The sequence below is a fragment of the Brevundimonas sp. genome, assembly GCF_050729455.1.
Taxonomy (GTDB): Bacteria; Pseudomonadota; Alphaproteobacteria; order Caulobacterales; family Caulobacteraceae; genus Brevundimonas.
In genome coordinates this window covers 19,402-37,858 of record NZ_JBOHLI010000003.1, presented here as the reverse complement: position 1 = coordinate 37,858, position 18,457 = coordinate 19,402, and the positions used below count along the sequence as shown (strand labels likewise).

The 18,457-nt window shown below is 69.1% G+C and carries 19 protein-coding genes and 1 pseudogene; 13 read left to right on the top strand and 7 right to left on the bottom strand.

The window, feature by feature from the left end; all coding sequences use genetic code 11:
• Window positions 1-34 precede the first annotated feature (34 nt).
• Window positions 35-985 carry an acetyl-CoA carboxylase carboxyltransferase subunit alpha gene (locus ACREEF_RS01475; protein WP_431563840.1) on the bottom strand — a complete coding sequence of 317 codons (951 nt, stop codon included), beginning with the start codon at window positions 983-985 and terminating at the stop codon, window positions 35-37.
• Window positions 986-1,068: 83 nt separating this feature from the next.
• On the bottom strand, window positions 1,069-1,971 hold the full coding sequence (locus ACREEF_RS01470) for a site-specific tyrosine recombinase XerD (protein ID WP_431563839.1): 903 nt from the start codon (window positions 1,969-1,971) through the stop codon (window positions 1,069-1,071).
• Window positions 1,972-2,031: 60 nt separating this feature from the next.
• On the opposite strand from ACREEF_RS01470, the gene ACREEF_RS01465 reads away from it, so the two are divergent.
• The 3 genes from ACREEF_RS01465 to ACREEF_RS01455 are packed head-to-tail and all read left to right on the top strand — an operon-like array spanning window position 2,032 to window position 4,315.
• A complete protein-coding gene (locus tag ACREEF_RS01465) occupies window positions 2,032-2,613 on the top strand; it encodes a shikimate kinase (protein ID WP_431563838.1) in 582 nt (193 codons plus the stop codon).
• Complete coding sequence (gene aroB / locus ACREEF_RS01460; protein ID WP_431563837.1) at window positions 2,610-3,731, top strand: 3-dehydroquinate synthase; 1,122 nt, start codon at window positions 2,610-2,612, stop codon at window positions 3,729-3,731. The genes ACREEF_RS01465 and aroB overlap by 4 nt, the downstream gene beginning before the upstream one ends.
• A complete protein-coding gene (locus ACREEF_RS01455; RefSeq protein WP_431563836.1) occupies window positions 3,728-4,315 on the top strand; it encodes a GNAT family N-acetyltransferase in 588 nt (195 codons plus the stop codon). Before aroB ends, ACREEF_RS01455 begins: the two co-directional genes overlap by 4 nt.
• Here the strand turns inward: ACREEF_RS01455 and ACREEF_RS01450 are convergent.
• Both ACREEF_RS01450 and tadA read right to left on the bottom strand, forming a co-directional pair.
• Window positions 4,312-4,728, bottom strand: a complete 417-nt coding sequence (locus tag ACREEF_RS01450) for an MliC family protein (RefSeq protein ID WP_431563835.1) — start codon at window positions 4,726-4,728, stop codon at window positions 4,312-4,314. The genes ACREEF_RS01455 and ACREEF_RS01450 overlap by 4 nt on opposite strands.
• Window positions 4,729-4,759: 31 nt before the next feature.
• On the bottom strand, window positions 4,760-5,224 hold the full coding sequence (gene tadA, locus ACREEF_RS01445) for a tRNA adenosine(34) deaminase TadA (protein ID WP_431563834.1): 465 nt from the start codon (window positions 5,222-5,224) through the stop codon (window positions 4,760-4,762).
• A gap of 12 nt (window positions 5,225-5,236) precedes the next feature.
• Between tadA and ACREEF_RS01440 the strand changes: the two genes are divergently transcribed.
• The 3 genes from ACREEF_RS01440 to ACREEF_RS01430 are packed head-to-tail and all read left to right on the top strand — an operon-like array spanning window position 5,237 to window position 8,462.
• Window positions 5,237-6,877: a pseudouridine synthase gene (locus ACREEF_RS01440; protein ID WP_431563833.1), complete on the top strand. Its 1,641-nt coding sequence runs from the start codon at window positions 5,237-5,239 to the stop codon at window positions 6,875-6,877.
• A 3-nt stretch (window positions 6,878-6,880) separates the two neighbouring features.
• The gene (gene rsmD, locus ACREEF_RS01435) at window positions 6,881-7,447 is read left to right on the top strand and encodes a 16S rRNA (guanine(966)-N(2))-methyltransferase RsmD (protein ID WP_431563832.1); all 567 of its coding nucleotides are present in this window, start codon (window positions 6,881-6,883) and stop codon (window positions 7,445-7,447) included.
• Window positions 7,448-7,487: 40 nt separating this feature from the next.
• A complete protein-coding gene (locus ACREEF_RS01430; RefSeq protein WP_431563831.1) occupies window positions 7,488-8,462 on the top strand; it encodes a dienelactone hydrolase family protein in 975 nt (324 codons plus the stop codon).
• A gap of 49 nt (window positions 8,463-8,511) precedes the next feature.
• Here ACREEF_RS01430 and ACREEF_RS01425 read toward each other — a convergent pair whose 3' ends face one another.
• From ACREEF_RS01425 to mutL, 3 genes are all read right to left on the bottom strand, one after another.
• The gene (locus ACREEF_RS01425; RefSeq protein ID WP_431563830.1) at window positions 8,512-8,787 is read right to left on the bottom strand and encodes a YjhX family toxin; all 276 of its coding nucleotides are present in this window, start codon (window positions 8,785-8,787) and stop codon (window positions 8,512-8,514) included.
• Between the two features lie 176 nt (window positions 8,788-8,963).
• On the bottom strand, window positions 8,964-9,431 hold the full coding sequence (locus ACREEF_RS01420; RefSeq protein ID WP_431563829.1) for a low molecular weight protein-tyrosine-phosphatase: 468 nt from the start codon (window positions 9,429-9,431) through the stop codon (window positions 8,964-8,966).
• Between the two features lie 4 nt (window positions 9,432-9,435).
• Entirely contained in the window at window positions 9,436-11,364 is a 1,929-nt protein-coding gene (gene mutL, locus ACREEF_RS01415) for a DNA mismatch repair endonuclease MutL (RefSeq protein ID WP_431563828.1), read from the bottom strand.
• A gap of 181 nt (window positions 11,365-11,545) precedes the next feature.
• On the opposite strand from mutL, the pseudogene ACREEF_RS01410 reads away from it, so the two are divergent.
• The 7 genes and pseudogenes from ACREEF_RS01410 to yajC all read left to right on the top strand — a co-directional run bounded on the left by ACREEF_RS01410 (window position 11,546) and on the right by yajC (window position 18,427).
• A pseudogene (locus tag ACREEF_RS01410) lies at window positions 11,546-12,249 on the top strand (YceI family protein).
• A 68-nt stretch (window positions 12,250-12,317) separates the two neighbouring features.
• A complete protein-coding gene (locus ACREEF_RS01405; RefSeq protein ID WP_431563827.1) occupies window positions 12,318-13,619 on the top strand; it encodes a cytochrome b/b6 domain-containing protein in 1,302 nt (433 codons plus the stop codon).
• A 251-nt stretch (window positions 13,620-13,870) separates the two neighbouring features.
• Complete coding sequence (serS, locus tag ACREEF_RS01400; RefSeq protein ID WP_431563826.1) at window positions 13,871-15,310, top strand: serine--tRNA ligase; 1,440 nt, start codon at window positions 13,871-13,873, stop codon at window positions 15,308-15,310.
• On the top strand, window positions 15,310-16,101 hold the full coding sequence (surE, locus tag ACREEF_RS01395) for a 5'/3'-nucleotidase SurE (protein WP_431563825.1): 792 nt from the start codon (window positions 15,310-15,312) through the stop codon (window positions 16,099-16,101). Before serS ends, surE begins: the two co-directional genes overlap by 1 nt.
• Window positions 16,098-16,742: a protein-L-isoaspartate(D-aspartate) O-methyltransferase gene (locus tag ACREEF_RS01390; protein ID WP_431563824.1), complete on the top strand. Its 645-nt coding sequence runs from the start codon at window positions 16,098-16,100 to the stop codon at window positions 16,740-16,742. Before surE ends, ACREEF_RS01390 begins: the two co-directional genes overlap by 4 nt.
• 122 nt (window positions 16,743-16,864) lie before the next feature.
• Window positions 16,865-17,965, top strand: coding sequence for a peptidoglycan DD-metalloendopeptidase family protein (locus ACREEF_RS01385; RefSeq protein WP_431563823.1), 1,101 nt, complete (start codon window positions 16,865-16,867; stop codon window positions 17,963-17,965).
• Window positions 17,966-18,112: 147 nt separating this feature from the next.
• A complete protein-coding gene (yajC, locus tag ACREEF_RS01380; protein ID WP_292082982.1) occupies window positions 18,113-18,427 on the top strand; it encodes a preprotein translocase subunit YajC in 315 nt (104 codons plus the stop codon).
• Window positions 18,428-18,457 lie beyond the last annotated feature (30 nt).

The following is an 18,457-nucleotide window of genomic DNA, read 5'->3' as shown; positions in this document are numbered from 1 at the left end:
TCGGCGGCGCGGAGCCGCCATGCAATGCGTGCGGTCAGCTCAGACGACCGATGGCGTAGAAGCGATCGGCGCGGGCCTTGCGGATCTGGTCCGCGGACAGCGTGGACAGGGTCTTCAGCTCGTCTTCCAGCACGTCGCCGACTGACTTGATGGCCTGATCGCGGGCGGTGTGGGCGCCGCCCAGGGGCTCGGGGATGACGCGGTCGACGATTTTCATCGCCATCAGGTCGGGGGCGGTGATCTTCATGGCCATGGCGGCGTCCTTGGCCCGGGTGCCGTCGCGCCACAGGATGCCGGCCGCGCCCTCCGGCGAGATGACCGAATAGATCGAGTGCTCCAGCATCAGCACACGGCTGGCGGCGGCGATGGCGATGGCGCCGCCCGAACCGCCTTCACCCGTCACCGTGGCGATGGAGGGAACGCCCAGGGTCAGGCCGCGCTCGGTCGAACGGGCGATGGCCTCGGCTTGGCCGCGTTCCTCGGCGCCCAGGCCCGGATAGGCGCCGGCGGTGTCGACGAAGGTCAGGACCGGCAAGCCGAACTGCTCGGCCATGTCCATCAGGCGGACGGCCTTGCGATAGCCCTCGGGGCGGGCCATGCCGAAATTGTGGGTGATGCGGGTCTGGGTGTCGTGACCCTTTTCGTGGCCCATGACCACGACCGGCTGGCCGCGGAAGCGGGCCAGACCGCCGAGGATGGCTTGATCGTCGCCGAACTGACGGTCGCCGTGCAACTCCACAAAGTCAGTGAACAGGCCGTCGATGTAGTCGACCAAGTGCGGACGCTGCGGGTGGCGCGCGACCTGGGTGCGCATCCACGGGTCAAGGTTGGCGTAGGTCTTCACCCGCAGGGCATCGGCCTTCTTGCGCAGGGCGGCGATCTCGGTCTCGAACGAGCCGCTGGTCGGGGCCAGATGCGACAGCTCCGCGATCTTGGCTTCCAGCTCGGCGATGGGCTTTTCGAATTCGAGGTAGTGCGTGGCCATAAGGCGTCCGTGAGGAGAAGCGCGGTTGGCGCTACGGAAAGCGGCGGAAACTAGAGCGGTGAACGCCGTGGGGCAAGCGGGGTTCAGTCGTCCTTCGCCAAGGGGTGTTTTGAATGGACGACCTGGGCTGGGCGGTCGGTGGCGACGTGGGTGTAAATCTGGGTGGTCGAGATGTCGGCGTGGCCCAGCAGGGTCTGGACGACGCGCAGGTCGGCGCCGCCTTCCAGCAGGTGGGTGGCGAAGGCGTGGCGCAGCACGTGGGGGCTGACGCGGGCGGGGTCGATGTCGGCCGCGAGGGCGGCTTGATCCAGCAGTTGGGCGAAACGGCGGGGCGTCAGGTGGCCGGTCTTGCCGTGCGAGGGAAACAGCCAGGCGCTGTCGGGCGTGTTGGGCTTGTGCGTGGCGTCGCGGGCGTCGAGCCAGGCCTTGATGGCTTGGCGGGCGGCGGCGTTGAGGGGGGCCAGCCGTTCCTTGCCGCCCTTGCCACGCACGATCAGATAGGCCGGATCGCGGCGCACCGCCTCGACCTTGAGCGCCAGCAGTTCTGAAACGCGCAGGCCCGAGGCGTAGGCCATCTCGACCAGGGCCACGAGGCGTAGGGCCGCCGCGCTGTCGGCGGCCCCGGCGGCGGTCAGCAGGGCCTCGATCTCGTCGCGGCTGAGGGTCTTGGGCAGGCTGCGGCCCTGCTTGGGCGCGTCGATGCGGCGGGACGGGTCATCGCTGCGCCAGCCTTCGCCCAGGGCGAAGCGGTAGAATTGACGCACGGAGGACCGTCTGCGCGCCGCCGTGGCCGCCGACAGGCCGCGCCGGGACAAATCGGCGAACCAGGCCTCAACCGCTTCCTGAGACGCGCCCATCAGGCCGCCCGCGTCGCCCAGCCAGACCTCGGCGTCGGTCAGGTCGCGGCCATAGGCGGACAGGGTGTGGGGCGAGGCGTCGCGCTCGACCGCCATCATTTCCAGAAAGGCCTCGACCTGAGGCGTCATGCAGCGCGCTCAACACAGGTGTGGAGCGAACGGCCGGGTCGTGTAGAGACTGTAGGGACCATGCCTGCCGACGCCTCGCCCGATTCCTCGCCCTTGTCGCCGTCCTTGACGCCCGACCGCACCATAACCCTGGTGGGGCTGATGGGCGTGGGCAAATCGACCGTGGGACGCCGACTGGCGCAGCGGCTGGGGTTGCCGTTCTACGACGGCGACCATGAGATCGAGGCGGCGGCCGGCATGACGGTCAGCGAGATCTTCGCCAGCCGGGGCGAGGCTGAGTTCCGGGCCGGCGAGGCGCGGGTCATGCGCCGTCTGTTGGAAGGACCGCCCATCGTGCTGGCGACCGGCGGCGGGGCCATGATGAACCCCGAGACACGGGCGCTGATGAAGAAGCACTCGGTCAGCGTCTGGATGCGCGCTGACCTGAAGGTGATCGCCGAACGGGTGCAGCGCCGCGACACCCGGCCCCTGTTGCGCGGCCGCGATCCGCTCGAGGCCCTGACCCAGTTAGCCGAGGCCCGATACCCCATCTACGCCGAGGCCGACCTGACGGTGGAGGTCGGCGGCGGCTCGCACGGCCAGGCGGTCGAAGCGATCTATCGAGAACTGCGGCGCCACGCCCGCGAGGAGAGCCAGAAATGACGACGACGATCCCGGTCGGAGGCGAGGGCTTCGCCGCCTATGAGGTCGTAGTCGGACGCGGTCTGCTGAAAGAGGCCGGCGCGCGCGTCGCGGCCCTGAAACCGACCAAGACCTTCATCGTCAGCGACGAGACGGTGGCGGCCATTCACGGCGAGACGGTGCGCGCGTCGCTGGAGGCTGCGGGGCTGGCGACGGGGATCGTGACGGTTCCGGCGGGCGAGGCGTCCAAGTCGTTCGAGCAACTGGAGGCCGTGCTGGACCGGCTGCTGGCCGAGGGGCTGGACCGCAAGAGCCTGGTGGTGGCCCTGGGCGGCGGGGTGGTGGGCGATCTGGCCGGACTGGCTGCGGCCCTGTTCATGCGCGGCATCGACTTCGTGCAGGTCCCGACGACCCTGCTGGCTCAGGTGGATTCCTCGGTCGGGGGCAAGACCGCCATCGACACGCCGCGCGGCAAGAACCTGATCGGCGCCTTCCATCAGCCGCGGCTGGTGCTGGCCGACATCGAGGCCCTGGCCACCCTGCCGGCGCGGCAGGTGCGCTCGGGCTGGGCCGAGGTGCTGAAGCACGGGCTGATCTGCGACGCGGCCTTTTTCGACTGGCTGGGCGACACGTCGCCTTCTGGGGGGGCTGTGGGCGCTAAGGGCGACCCTGACGCCCTGGGGCGGGCGGTGATCCGCTCGGTCGAGATCAAGGCCCAGATTGTCGGCGAAGACGAGAAGGAGGCGGGGCGGCGCGCCCTGCTGAACCTGGGCCACACCTTCGGCCATGCGTTGGAGGCCGAGCTCGGCTTCGGCGACGCTCTGACCCACGGTGAGGCGGTGGCTCTGGGTTGCGCCATGGCCTTCCGTTTCTCGGCGCGTCAGGGGCTGTGTTCGGCGGCGGACGCCGACAAGGCCGAGGCGGGGATCAAGGCGGCGGGCCTGCCGACGCGGCTGGCCGACGTGGATCAGGTTTTCAGCGCCGAGGCCCTGATCGGACGGATGGCGGGAGACAAGAAGGCCGAGGGCGGGCGACTGACCCTGATCCTGGCTCGGGCCATTGGCGACACCTTCACCGACAAGGACGTGGACGCCGAGGCGGTGCGGGCCTTCCTGATCGAGGAAGGCGCGGCCGCGTGAAGCTGAGCCCCGTCGTTCTTGAGGATCGCTTTGTCCGGCTGGAGCCGTTCACAGCGGCGCTGGAGGGCGAGGTGAGGGCGGCGCTGGATTGCGATCCCGAGGCCTGGAACGGCATGGTCAGCGCCGCTTGCGGCCAGCATTTCGACGGCTGGTGGGCGGCGGCGCTCAAGGGGATGGCCAGCGGCTCGCGCATCGCCTATGCCGTGCGGCGGTTGAGCGACGGGGCGGTGGTCGGCACGACCAGCCTCTATGAAATCAAGCCCGAGCATCGGCGCTGCGAGGTCGGCTCGACCTTCTATCGGTCCGACGCGCGGGGCGGTCCGGTTAATCCGGCGTGCAAGCGGCTGTTGCTGGACTACGCCTTTTCCAGCGGCGCGGTGCGGGTCGAGATCATCACCGACGCCCTGAACGCCGCCAGCGCCGCCGCCATTCGCAAGCTGGGCGCTCGCGACGAGGGCGTCTTGCGCAAGCACAAGATCACCTGGACCGGGCGGGTGCGCGATACGGCCCAGTTCGCCGTTCTGGATGAAGACTGGCCCGAGGTGCGTCGCGGGCTGGACGAACGGCTGGCGGCCTTCGCCTAATCCACCGCTCGGCAGTGGGCCGGTTCGTGGCCGACGGCGGTCCAGACGGCCTGATCGCCCTTGCCGCGCAGGTCGTGGCCGCTGGCCCGATACCAGATGCCGGAGGCGGCGCGTTCCTGATACAGGTCCACCGCTTCGCCGCTGGACGTGCGCACAGTCGCCATCTGGCGCGGATTGTCGAAGTCGACGGTCAGGCGCTCGCTATTGTTGCACAGATAGACGGCGCGAACGACGCGATTCATGGCGTTGTCCTGGATCTCGGCACCGGTGCGACGGCGGGCGGTCTGGGCCTCGATGGCGCGATCACGAACCTGATCGCCGCTGGTCGGGGCGTTGCGCGGTTCCGGGGCGCAAGCGGCCAGGAGGGCGACAAGAACGGCACCCAGCGAGGCGATCAGTCGGCGATTTTCCAAGTCGGGCGCCTCTCTTGCTAAGCTTATTCGGTCAACGCCCGGTTGCGCTTCGCGTTCCGCCGTTACGCCGCGCCCGGAAGAAGGCGCGCAGGGTCTCGGCGGCAGGCTCGGCCATGATGCCGCCCTCGACGGCGGGCCGCCAGTGGCAGGTCGGCTGATCGAAGAAGCGGCCGCCGTGGATCACGGCCCCGCCCTTGGGGTCGTCGGCGCCCCAGACGACGCGGCCGATGCGGGCGTGGCTGATGGCGCCCGCGCACATGGCGCAGGGTTCCAGCGTCACATAGAGGGTGAGGTCCGTAAGGCGATAATTCTGCAACTTTGCCGCAGCATCGCGCAAAGCCACGATCTCGGCATGAGCGGTCGGATCATGCGCGGTTATGGGGCCGTTTTGCCCGCGTCCCAGCACTTCGCCGGTCGTTTCGTCGACAATTATGGCACCCACGGGCACTTCGCCCGCTTGCGCCGCAGCTTGCGCCAAGTCGAGCGCCATGCTCATGAACCGCTCATCATGGATCGCCATCCCAAAGACAACGACAAGAAGCCCCGCTCCCGTCAAGACGACGGCCCGCGCGGCCCCCGTAAATTCGCCGACGCGCGCCCGGACAAGGGCGGCTTCGCAGACCGGAAAGGCCCGCCGCGCGGCGATCGCAAGGACGATCGCGGCGACAAGCTTTTTGTGAAGGGCGCTGGCAAGGGCGGCCCGAAAGGCGCCAAGGAACCGGCCGCCCCGCTGCGCAGCGAGCGAATCGCCAAGGCCATGGCTCGCGCCGGCATCGCCTCGCGCCGCGAGGTCGAGCGCCTGATCGGTCTGGGCAAGGTGGCGGTGAACGGCCGCATCCTGGACACGCCGGCCACCCTGGTGACGCGCGACGATGTGATCACCATCGACGGCAAGCCGATGGGCGCAGCCCAGGCGACGCGGGTTTGGCGCTATCACAAGCCCGCCGGCCTGATCACCAGCCACAACGATCCGGCGGGCCGCCCCACCGTGTTCGACGCCCTGCCCAGCGGCCTGCCGCGCGTGATTTCGGTCGGGCGCCTCGACCTGAACACCGAAGGCCTGCTGCTGCTGACCAACGACGGCGAGCTGAGCCGGGCGCTGGAACTGCCCGAAAGCGCCTTGGTGCGTCAGTACCGGGCCCGCGCGCGCGGTCGCATCACCCAGGAGCAACTGGACAAGCTGAAGACCGGCTGCACCGTCGACGGCGTCCACTATGGTCCCATCGAGGCGACCATCGACAAGGCCAAGGAAAAGGAAGACGGCGAGCGCAGCTCGGCCAACCTGTGGCTCAGCGTGTCGATCACCGAAGGCAAGAACCGCGAGGTCCGCAAGGTTCTGGAATCGGTCGGCCTGACCGTGAACCGCCTGATCCGTCTGGCCTATGGCCCGTTCCAACTGGGCACCCTGCCGGTCGGGGCGGTCGAGGAAGTCGGTCCGCGCGTAATCCGCGAAATGCTGGCCGACCATATCCGGCCCGAGAACCTGCCGACCGGCAATACGGTTTCGACGCCCGCGCCGATCCCAGGCCGTCGCACTTCTTCGCCGATCGTGACGGGCAAGTCGGGTTCGGCCCTGTCCGATCCCTCGCGTAAGCCCAGCCGCGTCCGCGCCGCCACGGCGGCGCAGGCCGACGCCGTCGATCGCCGCGAGCGTCCCGCCAAGAAGGAAGGCTGGGCCAAGGCCGCGCCGAAGTTCGAGCACACCAAGACCTTCAAGCCGCGCGCCCGGCCGGAAGCGGCCCAGGGCGGCGAGTGGTCGGAGCGTCCGCGCAAGCCCTTCAACCGAGGCGAACCGCAGCTCATTGACGACCGCCGTGCGCCGCGCGACAGCGCCAAGGGCGGTTTCGGCGACCGGCCGAAGCGGGACTTCAAGCCCCGCGACGGCGCCCGTTCGGGCGGCGACCGCCCGCAGCGCGACTTCAAGCCGCGTGAAGGCGGCTTCGGCGATCGTCCGCAGCGCGATTTCAAACCGCGCGAAGGGGGGACGAGCGACCGTCCCCAGCGGGACTTCAAGCCGCGTGACGGCGCGCCGCGTTCGGGCGGCAAGCCCGGCGGCTTCGGCGGCAAGCCGGGTGGCGGTTCGCGTCCCGGCGGCGGCAAACCCTTCGGCGGCAAGCCTTCGGGCGGTCGCGGCGGACCGCGCGGCTAAGCCATGCGGATCGTTGCGGGCAGCCTGAAGGGGCGCGCCATCCTCGCGCCCGAGGGCCAGAACACGCGTCCGACCTCGGATCGGGCGCGTCAGGCTATCTTCAACGTGCTGGAACACGCGTCGTGGGGCGAAAGCCTGCACGAGGCGCGGGTCATGGACATCTACGCCGGGTCGGGCGCCCTGGGGTTCGAGGCCCTGTCGCGCGGGGCGGCCTTCGCCCTGTTCGTCGAGATCGACGACGGCGCGCGCGGCGTGATCCGCGAGAACATGGACGCCTATGGCCTGTTCGGGCGCGGGCGAGTGCATCGCCGCAGCGCGACCGACCTTGGGGAGCGTCCGGGATCGGTGGGCGAGGCCTTCGACATCGCCTTCCTGGACCCGCCCTACGCCAAGGGGCTGGGCGAGCAGACGCTGGAGCGGCTGCGCGAAGGCCAGTGGCTGAAGCCCGGCGCCATCGTGGTGTTCGAGCGCGGCTCGGACGAACCCGACATCGACACGCCCGGCTACGAGCGTCTGGATACGCGCGACTATGGCGCGGCTCGCGTGCTGTTCCTGAGAAGCGAACGCTGATACCCATGGCGTCTGTCTCTGGGCGGACGCGGAGGGTGTCATGTTTGGGCGGATTGAACGGCGCGCGCTGATCGGCGCGGCACTGGCCATAGGGCTGGCGCCGGGACTGGGGTGGGCCCAGACAGCGTCGTCGCCGGTGCCAGGTTTTCCCCACGCCAAGGTCTATGTCGAGGCGGGCCAAGGCTCTCGACCTGTGGTGGTCATCCTGCATGGCGCGGACGGCGGGACCGAGGCGGGCGACCGGTTCGGTCCGATCCTGGCCGGGATGGGCTATGCGGCGGTGGGGCTGCCCTATTATTCGCCGGACTGGGGTGAGTACGGGCCGCCCAAGGCCCTGTCAGAGATCGCAGGCAGTTTCATTGACATTCGGGTGGACCAACTGGCGGAGTTACGTGACGCGCTGCGCGGGATGCCGGGCGTTGATGTCGAGCGGTTCGGCCTGTTCGGCGCCTCCAAGGGGGCGGAGTTCGCCCTGATCGCGGCCAGCCGCTACGACTGGATCGATGCGGTCGTCGCCTATGCGCCCACGGACGTCGTCTGGGAGGGCTGGGGCCTGGAGATGGTGGAGGCCGAGGGGACGCGGTCCTCGTTCTCGTTCGCGGGCCAGCCGCTGCCCTTCATGCCCTATCGCGGGTTTGTCGAAGGGCTGATGGCCGGGCCGGGCCAGGCCGATCTGCGCGCCATCCACGCCAACGGGCGGGCTGATCATCCGGAGAAGGAGGCCGAGGCGCGTATCCCGGTCGAGACCTATGCCGGGCCGCTGATCCTGATCGCGGGCGGGCGCGACGCGCAGTGGGATTCGGCGGCGGCGGCGCGCGCCATCGTGGCGTCCCGAGAGACGGCGGGACGCGAGACGACGGCCCTGATCTATCCCGAGGCGGGCCATGATCTGGTCGGCGACGGCGGACCGCGCGAAAGCTCGCGCAGCGGCGGCTCGCCCGAGGCGGACGCAGCGGCGCGTCAGGACGCCTGGCCCAAGGTGACGGCCTTCATGGCGGCTGCGCTGAAACCCTGAGGATCAGGAAGCGCGCTATGATCGTCGCGCGCTTCCTTCCTTCAAGACGTCAGAAACCGCGACCTGAGGTGCGGTTGTCCAGCTGGCTGCGCAGGCGGCACAGCCCGTCGCGATTGACGACATAGGGGCCGCCGTTTCGCGACTTGATGACGCCCTTGCGCTTCAGGCTGCGCCATTGCTCGAGATCGCAGCCGTCCAGCACCCAGCCTTCGCGGGTGAAGCAGCGGGCGGCGATGGTGCGACCCTGTTCGTCGCGTTCCAGCAGGATGCGACCGCCCTGGGCCAGGGCGTGGAGCGTGCGTTGTTCCGCACGGGAGATGTTCATTTCGGATTGTCCGGGACAGGCGTCAGCATGCGCCCGGCGTCGATCATTCAGACGCGGGGCGTTACGAGCGGCCTCGGACGAGTTTCAGCGTCCGGGCCTCAGGCCGTGAACACATTCTCAGACATAAACAGTCCCAACAGGTGAGCGGCGAGAGATAGAGGCCCTGTGGTCGGGTTTCAATCGCCTCGGCGCAGCTTGTGAGCCAGTCCGCGCGCGCCCGCCGTGACATCGGCCCAGGTGATGTCGAAGCCGTCGGCGTCGCCGAAATAGGGATCGGCGACCGGCTGGCCCTCGCGGCCCTCGACATGATCCAGCAGCAGGCTGAGTTCGGCCGTGGCGTCGGCGGGGGCGAGGCGGCGCAGGTTGTCGAGGTTGTCCTCGTCCAGAGCCACAACATGGGTGAAGCGGCGGAAGTCGGCGGGCTTTATCTGACGCCCGCGCAGGGGGGAGATATCGACGCCGTGCTTTTGGGCCACGGCCTGGGCGCGCGGGTCGGGCGGTTCGCCGACGTGCCAGTCGCCGGTGCCAGCGGAATCGACGATGACATCCAGCTTCAGGCGGCGGGCCTCTTCGCGAAAGGCGGCCTCGGCCAGGGGCGAGCGACAGATGTTGCCGAGGCAGACGAAGAGGACGCTATATCTCATTGAACTATCTGCGTCCGAACAGCTTTTCGAGGTCGTTGAGCTTCAGCTCGACATAGGTCGGGCGGCCGTGGTTGCATTGGCCGGAGTGGGGCGTGGCTTCCATCTGGCGGAGCAGGGCGTTCATCTCGGGGGCGCTGAGGACGCGGCCGGCGCGGACGCTGCCGTGGCAGGCCATGGTGCCGCAGACCTCGGCCATGCGCTCCTTCAATGACAGGGCGGCGCCGTGTTCGGAGAGGTCGTCGGCGATGTCGCGGATCAGGCCCTGAACATCGGTGTCGCCCAGCAGGGCGGGGGTTTCGCGCACCAGCACCGCGCCCACGCCGAAGGCCTCGACGATCAGGCCCATCTCGGCCAGTTCCTCGGCCTTGGCGGCGACACGGTCGGCCTCGGCGGGGTCCAGTTCGACCACTTCGGGCGTCAGCAGGGCCTGACGGGTGACGGCGCCGTTGGCCATCTGGGTCTTCATCCGCTCATAGACGAGGCGTTCGTGGGCGGCGTGCTGATCGACCACGACCAGGCCGTCGCGGGTCTGGGCGACGATATAGGTGCCGTGCAGCTGGGCGCGGGCGGCGCCGAGCGGGTAGTCGATCAGGTCGGCGGGCGCGTGGGCGCCGGGCGCGATTTGACCAGCCTGTTCGGCCTGAACCTCGCCCAGGGTGCGGAAGCTGGGGGCGGCGGCTTCGCCCGTCCAGGTGTGTTCGACGCGGGCGGAGCGTTCGTTGAGGCCCGGCAGGTTCTGGGCGGCGGCGGCCGGTTGCGACCAGCCCTGCCAGCCGCTCCAACCCGGAGCGGCATTGCCGAACGACTGGGCCGAGGGCGAGGAGGGGCTGTGGAGCGCTTCTCCGGTGTGCGGGCGGAAGCCGGACAGGGCGTCGGCGGCGACCGTGGTCGAGGCGCGGTGGCCGGCGGCGTGCAGGGCGTGACGCAGGGCGCCGACGATCAGGCCGCGCACCAGAGCGGGGTCGCGGAAGCGGACTTCCGCTTTCGCCGGGTGGACGTTCACGTCGACATACAGCGGGTCGATGTCGAGGAAGAGGGCCGCCGCCGGGTGCCGGTCGCGGGCCAGGAAGTCGGCGTAGGCGCCGCGCAGGGCCCCTTGCAGCAGGCGGTCGCGCACCGGGCGGCCGTTGACGAACAGGAACTGGTGCGCCGCATTGCCGCGCGAATAGGTGGGCAGGCCCGCATACCCCGACAGACGCACGCCGTCGCGCTCCTGATCGATCAGCAGGGCGTTGGCCTCGAAGTCGCGGCCCAGAAGCGCGCCGAGGCGCTTCAGCCGGCCCTCGAAGCCGGGATGCTCGGCGGGCAGGCGCAGCGTCACCTTGCCGTCCAGCGACAGGGTGAAGGCGACGGCTTCGTGCGCCATGGCCTGACGCTTGATCTCCTCCGAGATGGCCATGGCCTCCGAGCGCTCGGACTTCATGAACTTGAGGCGAGCGGGGGTGGCGTAGAAGAGGTCGCGGACCTCGACCCGGGCGCCGTGCGGGCCGGGGAAACCGGCGGGCGCGACCGGGCGCTGGTCGCCGCCGTCCACGGTCACGGCCCATGCCTCGTTTTTGTGGGCGTCGCCTTCGTCGCGGGCGCGGGTGGTGATGGTCAGGCGGGCGACCGAACCGATGGAGGGCAGGGCCTCGCCGCGGAAGCCGAGGGTGTGGATGCGCAGCAGGTCCACGTCGCCCGCGTCATCGGGCTCCAGCTTGGAGGTGGCGTGGCGTTCGACCGCCAGCGGCAACTCGTCTTTTGGAATGCCCTTGCCGTCGTCGGCGATCAGGATGCGGGTTAGGCCGCCGCCGTCCGCCTGGATCTCGACGCGCGAAGCCCCCGCGTCCAGCGCGTTCTCGACCAGTTCCTTGATGGCGCTGGCGGGGCGTTCGACCACCTCGCCGGCGGCGATGCGGTTGACGGTTTCGGGGGGGAGGCGGCGAATGGGCATGTGAGTCGCAAGATAGGCGGGCGACGCGCGGGGCGCACCTCAATCCGCATTTTTGCACGAACGGGGCTTGAAGGTCGTCAATCGCAACTTATACTGTTGCAGTCCGAGCGGCGCGCCGACGGGCAGACGAACCGTATCTGGGCCTCGTGTCCAGTCCTGAACATTCAACGAGGTCCTCCCCATGAAGATCAAAGCCGCCATCCTGGCCGTCTCGGCCGCCGCCCTGCTGGCCGCCTGCAGCCCCGCCGCCGACAAGTCGGGCGCCCCCGCCGCCGCCGTCTCGACCGCCCCAGTCGAGCTGAAGGCTCCGGCCGGCGTCTATGTCATGGACCCGACCCACGCCTCGCTGCAGTGGTCGATCGGCCACAACACGATTTCCAACTACACCGCGCGCTTCAACAAGTTTGACGCCAAGATCACGCTGGACCCGGCCAACCTGGTCAACAGCTCGGTCGAGGTCAGCATCGACCCCGCCTCGGTCGACGCCAACTATCCGGGCGACTACACCGGCACCCACGCCGGCTCGGGCTTCAAGAGCTGGAGCGAGGACATCGCCAAGAACAAGAACTTCCTGAACGCCAGCGCCTTCCCGCAGATCACCTTCAAGTCGACCAAGGTCGAGCTGACCGGCACGCGCACCGCCAAGGTGACGGCGACCTGACCTTCCTGGGCGTGACCAAGCCGGTGACGCTGGACGCGACGTTCGGCGGCGAGATCGAGAAGCACCCCTTCATGCAGGTTCCGACCCTCGGCTTCGCGGCTGAAGGCAAGTTCAAGCGCTCGGACTTCGGCATGCCGGTCGGTCCGGTGGGCGACGAGACCACCATCCGCTTCGACGGCGAGTTCCTGCAGCAGGTGGCTCCGGCCGCCGCCCCGGCCGCCTAAGCCGGGATGAATGAGCGGGCGGGGCCGGACGGGCCCGCCCGTTTTTCTTGAGTTTTGCGAGTTTTGCCATGACCGCGCCCCCCAGCCGCTACACCCCCGTCGCCATCGCCCTGCACTGGGCCATCGCCGTCGCCATCATCGCCATGATCCCGATGGGCTGGTGGATGAGCGAGGCGATCAACGAGCCGGGCAGCCAGGCGCTGGCCTATCGCGTGTTCCAGATTCACAAGTCGGTCGGCTTCCTGATCCTGGCGCTGACGGCGTTGCGGCTGGTCTGGCGGCTGACGCACCGGACGCCGGGGATGCCGGCGGAAATGAAGACCTGGGAGACGTTCGCGGCGCGGGCGACCCATGCGGCCTTCTACGGCTTGATGCTGGCCCTGCCTTTGACAGGATGGCTCTATGTTTCGGCGGGCTGGGCTGTGGCGACGGATACGCCGCTGGCCGTGGCGACGAGCTGGTTCGGCCTGTTCACCGTGCCGCATCTGCCCTTCATCGGCGAGGCAGCGGCGGGCGTTCGTCGCGCTGTAGCTTATCAGGCCATGGGGGCGCACAGCCTGATGGCCTGGGGCGCGGTCGTGCTGATCGCCCTGCACGTCGGGGCGGCTCTGAAGCACCAGTTCATCAATCGCGACGGCGTTCTGGCCCACATGATCCCCGCGCTGAAGCACGGCGAGGGCCGCACCGCGCCGGAGCCGAAGCCCCTGCTCCGCAGGGCCGAGCGTCTGGCGGGGCTGGGCTTCATCGCGGCCCTGGCCGTGGCGGGCGGCATCGCGGCCAAACCCGTGCCGCTGGCGGACGGAGCAGGGGCCGAAGCCGCCGTCGCGGCGACGCCCGCTCAGGCCGAGGCGGCGGTCAAGCCAGGCACGGCGACGGCCTGGACCATCGACAAGGCGGCCTCGAGCATCGAGTTCTCGGGAACCCACGCCGGCAAGGCCTTCAAGGGCCGGTTTGAGCAGTGGGAGGGTCAGGTCTGGTTCGACCCGGCCGATCTGGCGGGCTCCAAGGCGGTGGTTCTGGTCAAGACCGGCACGGCCAGGACGGGCGACGCGACCCAGGAAGGCAGCCTGACCGGCGCCGAATGGTTCGACCCGAGCGTTTATCCGACGGCGCGGTTCGAGGCGACGGCGTTTAAGGCCCTGGGCGGCAACCGTTATGAGGCGACGGGCACGCTGCGGATCAAGACGGCGACCGTGCCTGTGGTCCTGCCCTTCACCTTCGACGAGGCGAACGGCGTCGCGACCGTGGCCGGCAAGCTGGAGCTGGATCGCACGGCGCTGGATCTGGGCATGATGTCCGACGCGGGCGGCGACTGGGTGTCCAAGGCCATCGGCGTGGAGATCGGGTTAAAGGCGAGCCGGGCGGGCTAACATCCCCTCTCTTTCGTCATTCTCCGGGCCGCGCCTGCGCGGAACCGGGGAACCCAGCGGCGCCCGTCAGGGCGAGGGGCCCATGCACCGCGTCTGCCGTGAAAGATCGCCTTCGGCGCCGCTGGGTCCCCCGATCTCCGCTTCGCTGCGTCGGAGGATGACGGAGGAGAGAGCGCTTAGGGGTTTGCCCGACTCCGCGCGGGGCGTTACAGCCTTCGGCTTCCCTTAACGAGCGCCCGAAGAGCGACGCCATGCACGATATCCGAGCCATCCGCGACAACCCCGAAGCCTTCGTCGCAGGCTGGTCGTCGCGCGGGGTGGATGACGCCGCCGAGGTCGTGGCCCGCATTCTGGCGCTGGACGTGGACCTGCGCGCCGCCCAGACCAAGGGGCAGGAAGCCCTGGCCAAGCGCAACGCCGCCTCCAAGGCCATCGGCGCCGCCATGGGCAAAAAGGACATGGCCGAGGCCGACCGGCTGAAGGCCGAGGTCGAGACGCTGAAGACCGACATCGCCGACGCGGGCGAGGCCGAAGCCGCCAAGGGCGCCGAACTGCGCGACCTGCTGGCGGGGCTGAAGAACCTGGCGGCGGACAACGTGCCGGACGGCGCGGACGAGAACGACAACGTCGAGGTCCTGAAGTGGGGCGAGCCTCGCACGACGGGCCCGGCCAAGGATCACGCCGATCTGGGCGAGGCCCTGGGCCTGCTGGACTTCGAGGCTGCGGCCAAGATGTCCGGCTCGCGCTTCGCCGTGCTGAAGGGCCAGTTGGCGCGTCTAGAACGCGCCATCGGCCAGTTCATGTTGGACTTGCAGACCGACAAGAACGGCTATCTGGAAGTGAACCCACCGCTGCTGGTACGGAAAGCTGCGATGGTTGGGACGGGGCAACTGCCCAAATTTGAAGAAGACCTTTTCTTCGCAAGCTCGACTATCCCTTGGGGCACAGATCAAACTGACAGTCGACTCGAAGTGTCTGGTTTGATGCTAAAAGAGCATGCCAGCGTTAATGCGGACTGGGAGGCTGACACGATCATGGTTCGGGGTGACGACACTCTGATGATCGACCAGCCTCGCTATCTCATCCCCACCGCAGAAGTCTCCCTGACCAACCTCGTTCGCGAGCAGATCCTGGCCGAGGACGAGGTGGCGGAGCCCATGCGTCTGACGGCGCTGACGCCCTGCTTCCGGGCCGAGGCCGGGTCGGCGGGGCGCGATACGCGCGGTCTGATCCGCCAGCACCAGTTCTCCAAGGTCGAGATGGTCTCCATCTGCCGTCCCGAGGACTCGGAAGCCGAGCACGAGCGCATGACCGGCTGCGCCGAGGCGGTGCTGCAGGCGCTGGAGCTGCCCTATCGCAAGGTGCTGCTGTGCAAGGGCGACATGGGCTTCTCGGCGCAGAAGACCTATGACCTCGAGGTCTGGCTGCCGTCGCAGAACACCTATCGCGAGATCAGCTCCTGCTCGAACTGCGGCGACTTCCAGGCCCGGCGCATGGACGCCCGGTTCAAGCGCGCGGGCGAGAAGAAGACCGAGTTCCTGCACACCCTGAACGGCTCGGGCCTGGCGGTCGGCCGGACCCTGGTCGCGGTGATGGAGAACTATCAGCAGGAGGACGGCTCGATCGCCGTGCCGGCTGCGCTGCTGCCCTATATGGGCGGCCTGACCACGGTGGGTTCGGTTTCCAGGTAATGCGTATCCTCCTCACCAATGACGACGGCATCGAGGCGGAAGGCCTTGAATGTCTTGAGAAGATCGCCCGCGCCCTGTCGGACGACGTCTGGGTCGTCGCGCCCCAGACCGAGCAGTCGGCCAAGGGGCGGGGGATCACCCTGACCGAGCCGCTGCGGGTCAATAAGCTGGGCGACAAGCGCTTCGCTGTGACCGGCACGCCGACCGACTGCGTCATCCTGGCGGTCAACGACCTGATGCCCGAGAAGCCCGATCTGGTGCTGTCGGGCGTCAATCGCGGCCACAACGTCGGCGAGGACGTCAGCTATTCCGGCACGGTGGCGGGCGCCCTGCAAGGCATGGCCTTCGGCATCCGCTCCATCGCCCTGTCGCAGTCGCTGGAACGGTTCCACGACGACGTGGTCGCCCATTGGGAGACGGCCGAGGCCTTTGCGCCCGGCATCATCGCCCGGCTGCTGGAGCAGAAGTGGGAGGACGGCGTGGTCATGAACGTCAACTTCCCCAAGCTGCCGCCGGAACTGGTCAAGGCGGTCGAGGTGACGAAGCAGGGCTTCCGCGACATCGGCGAGATGCACGCCATCCGCCGCACCGACCTGCGCGGCCGCGACTACTACTGGATGGCCTTCCGCGGCGCGCCGCAGGAGCACGCCGAGGGCACCGACCTGCGGGCCATGGACGAGGGGCGCATCTCGGTCACGCCGCTGCATATCGATCTGACGCACATGCGCAGCGTCAACGATCTGAAGAAGGTGCTGGGCGGCGCGCCTCCCAAGGGACCCGTCGCCGCATGAGCCTGTCGGACGACCGTGCGGGCCGGTTGATCCTGTCGCTGCGGCGGCAGGGGGTGACCGACGCGCGGGTGCTGAAGGCGATGGAATCCATCGACCGGTCGCTGTTCGTCCACGAGAAGTTTCTGGATCAGGCCTGGGAAGATCAGGCCCTGCCGATCGACTGCGCCCAGACGATCAGCCAGCCCTATATCGTCGGCCTGATGACCCAGGCCCTGGAGGTCGGGCCGCGCCACCGCGTGCTCGAGATCGGCACCGGCAGCGGCTATCAGTGCGCCGTGCTGAGCCGACTGGCGCGGTTCGTCTATTCGGTGGAGCGCTACAAGAGCTTGTTGAGTGAGGCCGAGCACAAGCTGAAGCTGCTGGGTGTCGATAACGTCTTCACCCGTCACGGCGACGGCGGGCAGGGCTGGATGGAACAGGCGCCCTTCGACCGGATCATGGTCACGGCGGCCTCGCCGCACGAACCGACCGAACTACTGAAACAGTTGAAGCCCGGCGGGGTGCTGGTCGCGCCGGTTGGCCGCAGCTCGGTGCAGATGCTGAACCGCTATACGGGCCAGGACGACGGCAGCTTCCGTCGCGAAAGCCTGTGTGAAGTGCGCTTCGTGCCGCTGGTCGAGGGATTGGCCAAGGAGGGGTAGGGGCGGTGCTTCGGCGCGCGGTTAACCTTTCCGCCCCACTTTGGCGCCGTTTGGCGGGTTGGCTTGGCCGCGCATCCGGGGCACACCGGGAGCCAAGGCAATTCAAGGTTAAGGAGGGGCGCATGGGCGGCTTCACGGGCTGGATCAGGGCGGCGGTCGTCGTCGGCGGGGCGCTGACGGCCGCGGCGTGTTCGACCTATCCAGATGAGCCGCGCTATTCGACCCGGCCCATGCCGGTCGGCGGGCAGGGCGCCTATCCGGCGCAGCCGCAGCAGCCGGGCGCCTATCCGAACAACAATCCCTATTACGCCCAGCCGACCCAGCCGCAGACGCCGCCGCCCGCGCGCCCCTATGAGGAACAGGGCCCGCGTGCCCCGTCGGGCAGCATCGAGGGCGGGGGCCTGCCGCCTGCCGGCGGTCCGGCCTATCCGTCGACCAGCGCGCCCGTCGCCCCCGCCACCACGCCGCCGTCGCGGCCCAGCAGCGGCTCTGTCACGCCGGGCGTCGCCTATGTGATCCAGCCCGGCGACACGATTTCGGGCGTCGGACGGCGCTTCCAGACGCCGGTGCAGACCCTGATCGACCTGAACGGTCTGGGGCCGCGCGGCGCCATCTCCTCGGGACAGCGCATCATCCTGCCCGACAGCGCAGTCGACGCCGGTTCGGACCCCTACGCCACCGGCCCGTCGCCGGTCGGCGTGCGGACGCCGAACAACGGGGCAGTTCCGCCGCCGCCTCCGCCCAGCGGCAACGCCGCCCTGCCGCCCGCGCGCGCGCCTGCCGTGACGTCCTCGACGCCGGCCTCGCCGGTGCAGGGCGCGGCCGTGGGCCAGGCCCTGGCGATGCAGTGGCCGGTGCGCGGCGACATCCTGCGCCGCTTCGGCCCGGTGGGCATGGGCGAGCGCAACAACGGCGTCAACATCGGCGCCTCGGCCGGGACCGAGGTCAAGGCCGCCGCCGCTGGGCGCGTGGCCTATGTCGGCGACGACCTGGTGGGGCAGGGGCTGACGGTTCTGATCGTCCACAAGGACGGCTGGCGCACGGTTTACGGCCATCTGGGCTCGGCCACCGTCCGCGACGGGGCCGAGGTTCGCGCAGGTCAGGCCATCGGCACGGTCGGCCTGACGGCGGGCGACGGTCGTCCGTCCATCCACTTCGAGACACGCCAGATGCGCGGCGATGATCCTGTCGCCGTCGATCCGCTGGGCGTCTTGCCACGCTAATGATGTCCGCCCGGCGTGTCCGGGCGGCATCGTCCATGACGCCTTGGCGTCAGGCCGCGTTGCAAATCGACACGGCGCGCCCTAGGTTCCGCGCCTCAATTTCTTATGGGGCCCCCGTTCAAGGTCGGCCCGGTTCGGGGAGTTTCCATGCCTACTGGTTCCGAAGGCGGCCTGATGGCCATCGTGGTGCAGATCGCGCCGATCGTCGCAATCTTCATCCTGTTCTACTTCCTGATGATCCGTCCGCAGCAGAAGCGGATGAAGGCCCATCAGGCCCTGATCGCCGGCGTCAAGCGCGGCGACGAAGTTGTTCTGTCGAACGGCATGGTCGGCAAAGTGACCCGCGTTGAGGACGCCGAGGCCATGGTCGAGATCTCGCAGGGCGTGAACGTCCGCGTGGTCAAGGCGATGATCGCCGAAGTGCGCAACCGCACCGCCATCGCCGCCAACGACAAGGGCTGAGCGGCCCTCGCCGCTGAAGCCCGCCCGAAA

What these genes read in the sequence shown, in the direction of transcription:
- tadA (WP_431563834.1), bottom strand. Translation starts at nt 5,224, where the DNA reads ATGAGCATGGCGCTCGACTTGGCGCAAGCTGCGGCGCAAGCGGGCGAA.
- ACREEF_RS01390 (WP_431563824.1), top strand. Translation starts at nt 16,098, where the DNA reads ATGAGCCTGTCGGACGACCGTGCGGGCCGGTTGATCCTGTCGCTGCGG.
- ACREEF_RS01405 (WP_431563827.1), top strand. Translation starts at nt 12,318, where the DNA reads ATGACCGCGCCCCCCAGCCGCTACACCCCCGTCGCCATCGCCCTGCAC.
- ACREEF_RS01420 (WP_431563829.1), bottom strand. Translation starts at nt 9,431, where the DNA reads ATGAGATATAGCGTCCTCTTCGTCTGCCTCGGCAACATCTGTCGCTCG.
- ACREEF_RS01425 (WP_431563830.1), bottom strand. Translation starts at nt 8,787, where the DNA reads ATGAACATCTCCCGTGCGGAACAACGCACGCTCCACGCCCTGGCCCAG.
- ACREEF_RS01385 (WP_431563823.1), top strand. Translation starts at nt 16,865, where the DNA reads ATGGGCGGCTTCACGGGCTGGATCAGGGCGGCGGTCGTCGTCGGCGGG.
- yajC (WP_292082982.1), top strand. Translation starts at nt 18,113, where the DNA reads ATGCCTACTGGTTCCGAAGGCGGCCTGATGGCCATCGTGGTGCAGATC.
- mutL (WP_431563828.1), bottom strand. Translation starts at nt 11,364, where the DNA reads ATGCCCATTCGCCGCCTCCCCCCCGAAACCGTCAACCGCATCGCCGCC.
- serS (WP_431563826.1), top strand. Translation starts at nt 13,871, where the DNA reads ATGCACGATATCCGAGCCATCCGCGACAACCCCGAAGCCTTCGTCGCA.
- surE (WP_431563825.1), top strand. Translation starts at nt 15,310, where the DNA reads ATGCGTATCCTCCTCACCAATGACGACGGCATCGAGGCGGAAGGCCTT.
- rsmD (WP_431563832.1), top strand. Translation starts at nt 6,881, where the DNA reads ATGCGGATCGTTGCGGGCAGCCTGAAGGGGCGCGCCATCCTCGCGCCC.
- ACREEF_RS01470 (WP_431563839.1), bottom strand. Translation starts at nt 1,971, where the DNA reads ATGACGCCTCAGGTCGAGGCCTTTCTGGAAATGATGGCGGTCGAGCGC.
- ACREEF_RS01440 (WP_431563833.1), top strand. Translation starts at nt 5,237, where the DNA reads ATGGATCGCCATCCCAAAGACAACGACAAGAAGCCCCGCTCCCGTCAA.
- ACREEF_RS01465 (WP_431563838.1), top strand. Translation starts at nt 2,032, where the DNA reads ATGCCTGCCGACGCCTCGCCCGATTCCTCGCCCTTGTCGCCGTCCTTG.
- ACREEF_RS01475 (WP_431563840.1), bottom strand. Translation starts at nt 985, where the DNA reads ATGGCCACGCACTACCTCGAATTCGAAAAGCCCATCGCCGAGCTGGAA.
- aroB (WP_431563837.1), top strand. Translation starts at nt 2,610, where the DNA reads ATGACGACGACGATCCCGGTCGGAGGCGAGGGCTTCGCCGCCTATGAG.
- ACREEF_RS01430 (WP_431563831.1), top strand. Translation starts at nt 7,488, where the DNA reads ATGTTTGGGCGGATTGAACGGCGCGCGCTGATCGGCGCGGCACTGGCC.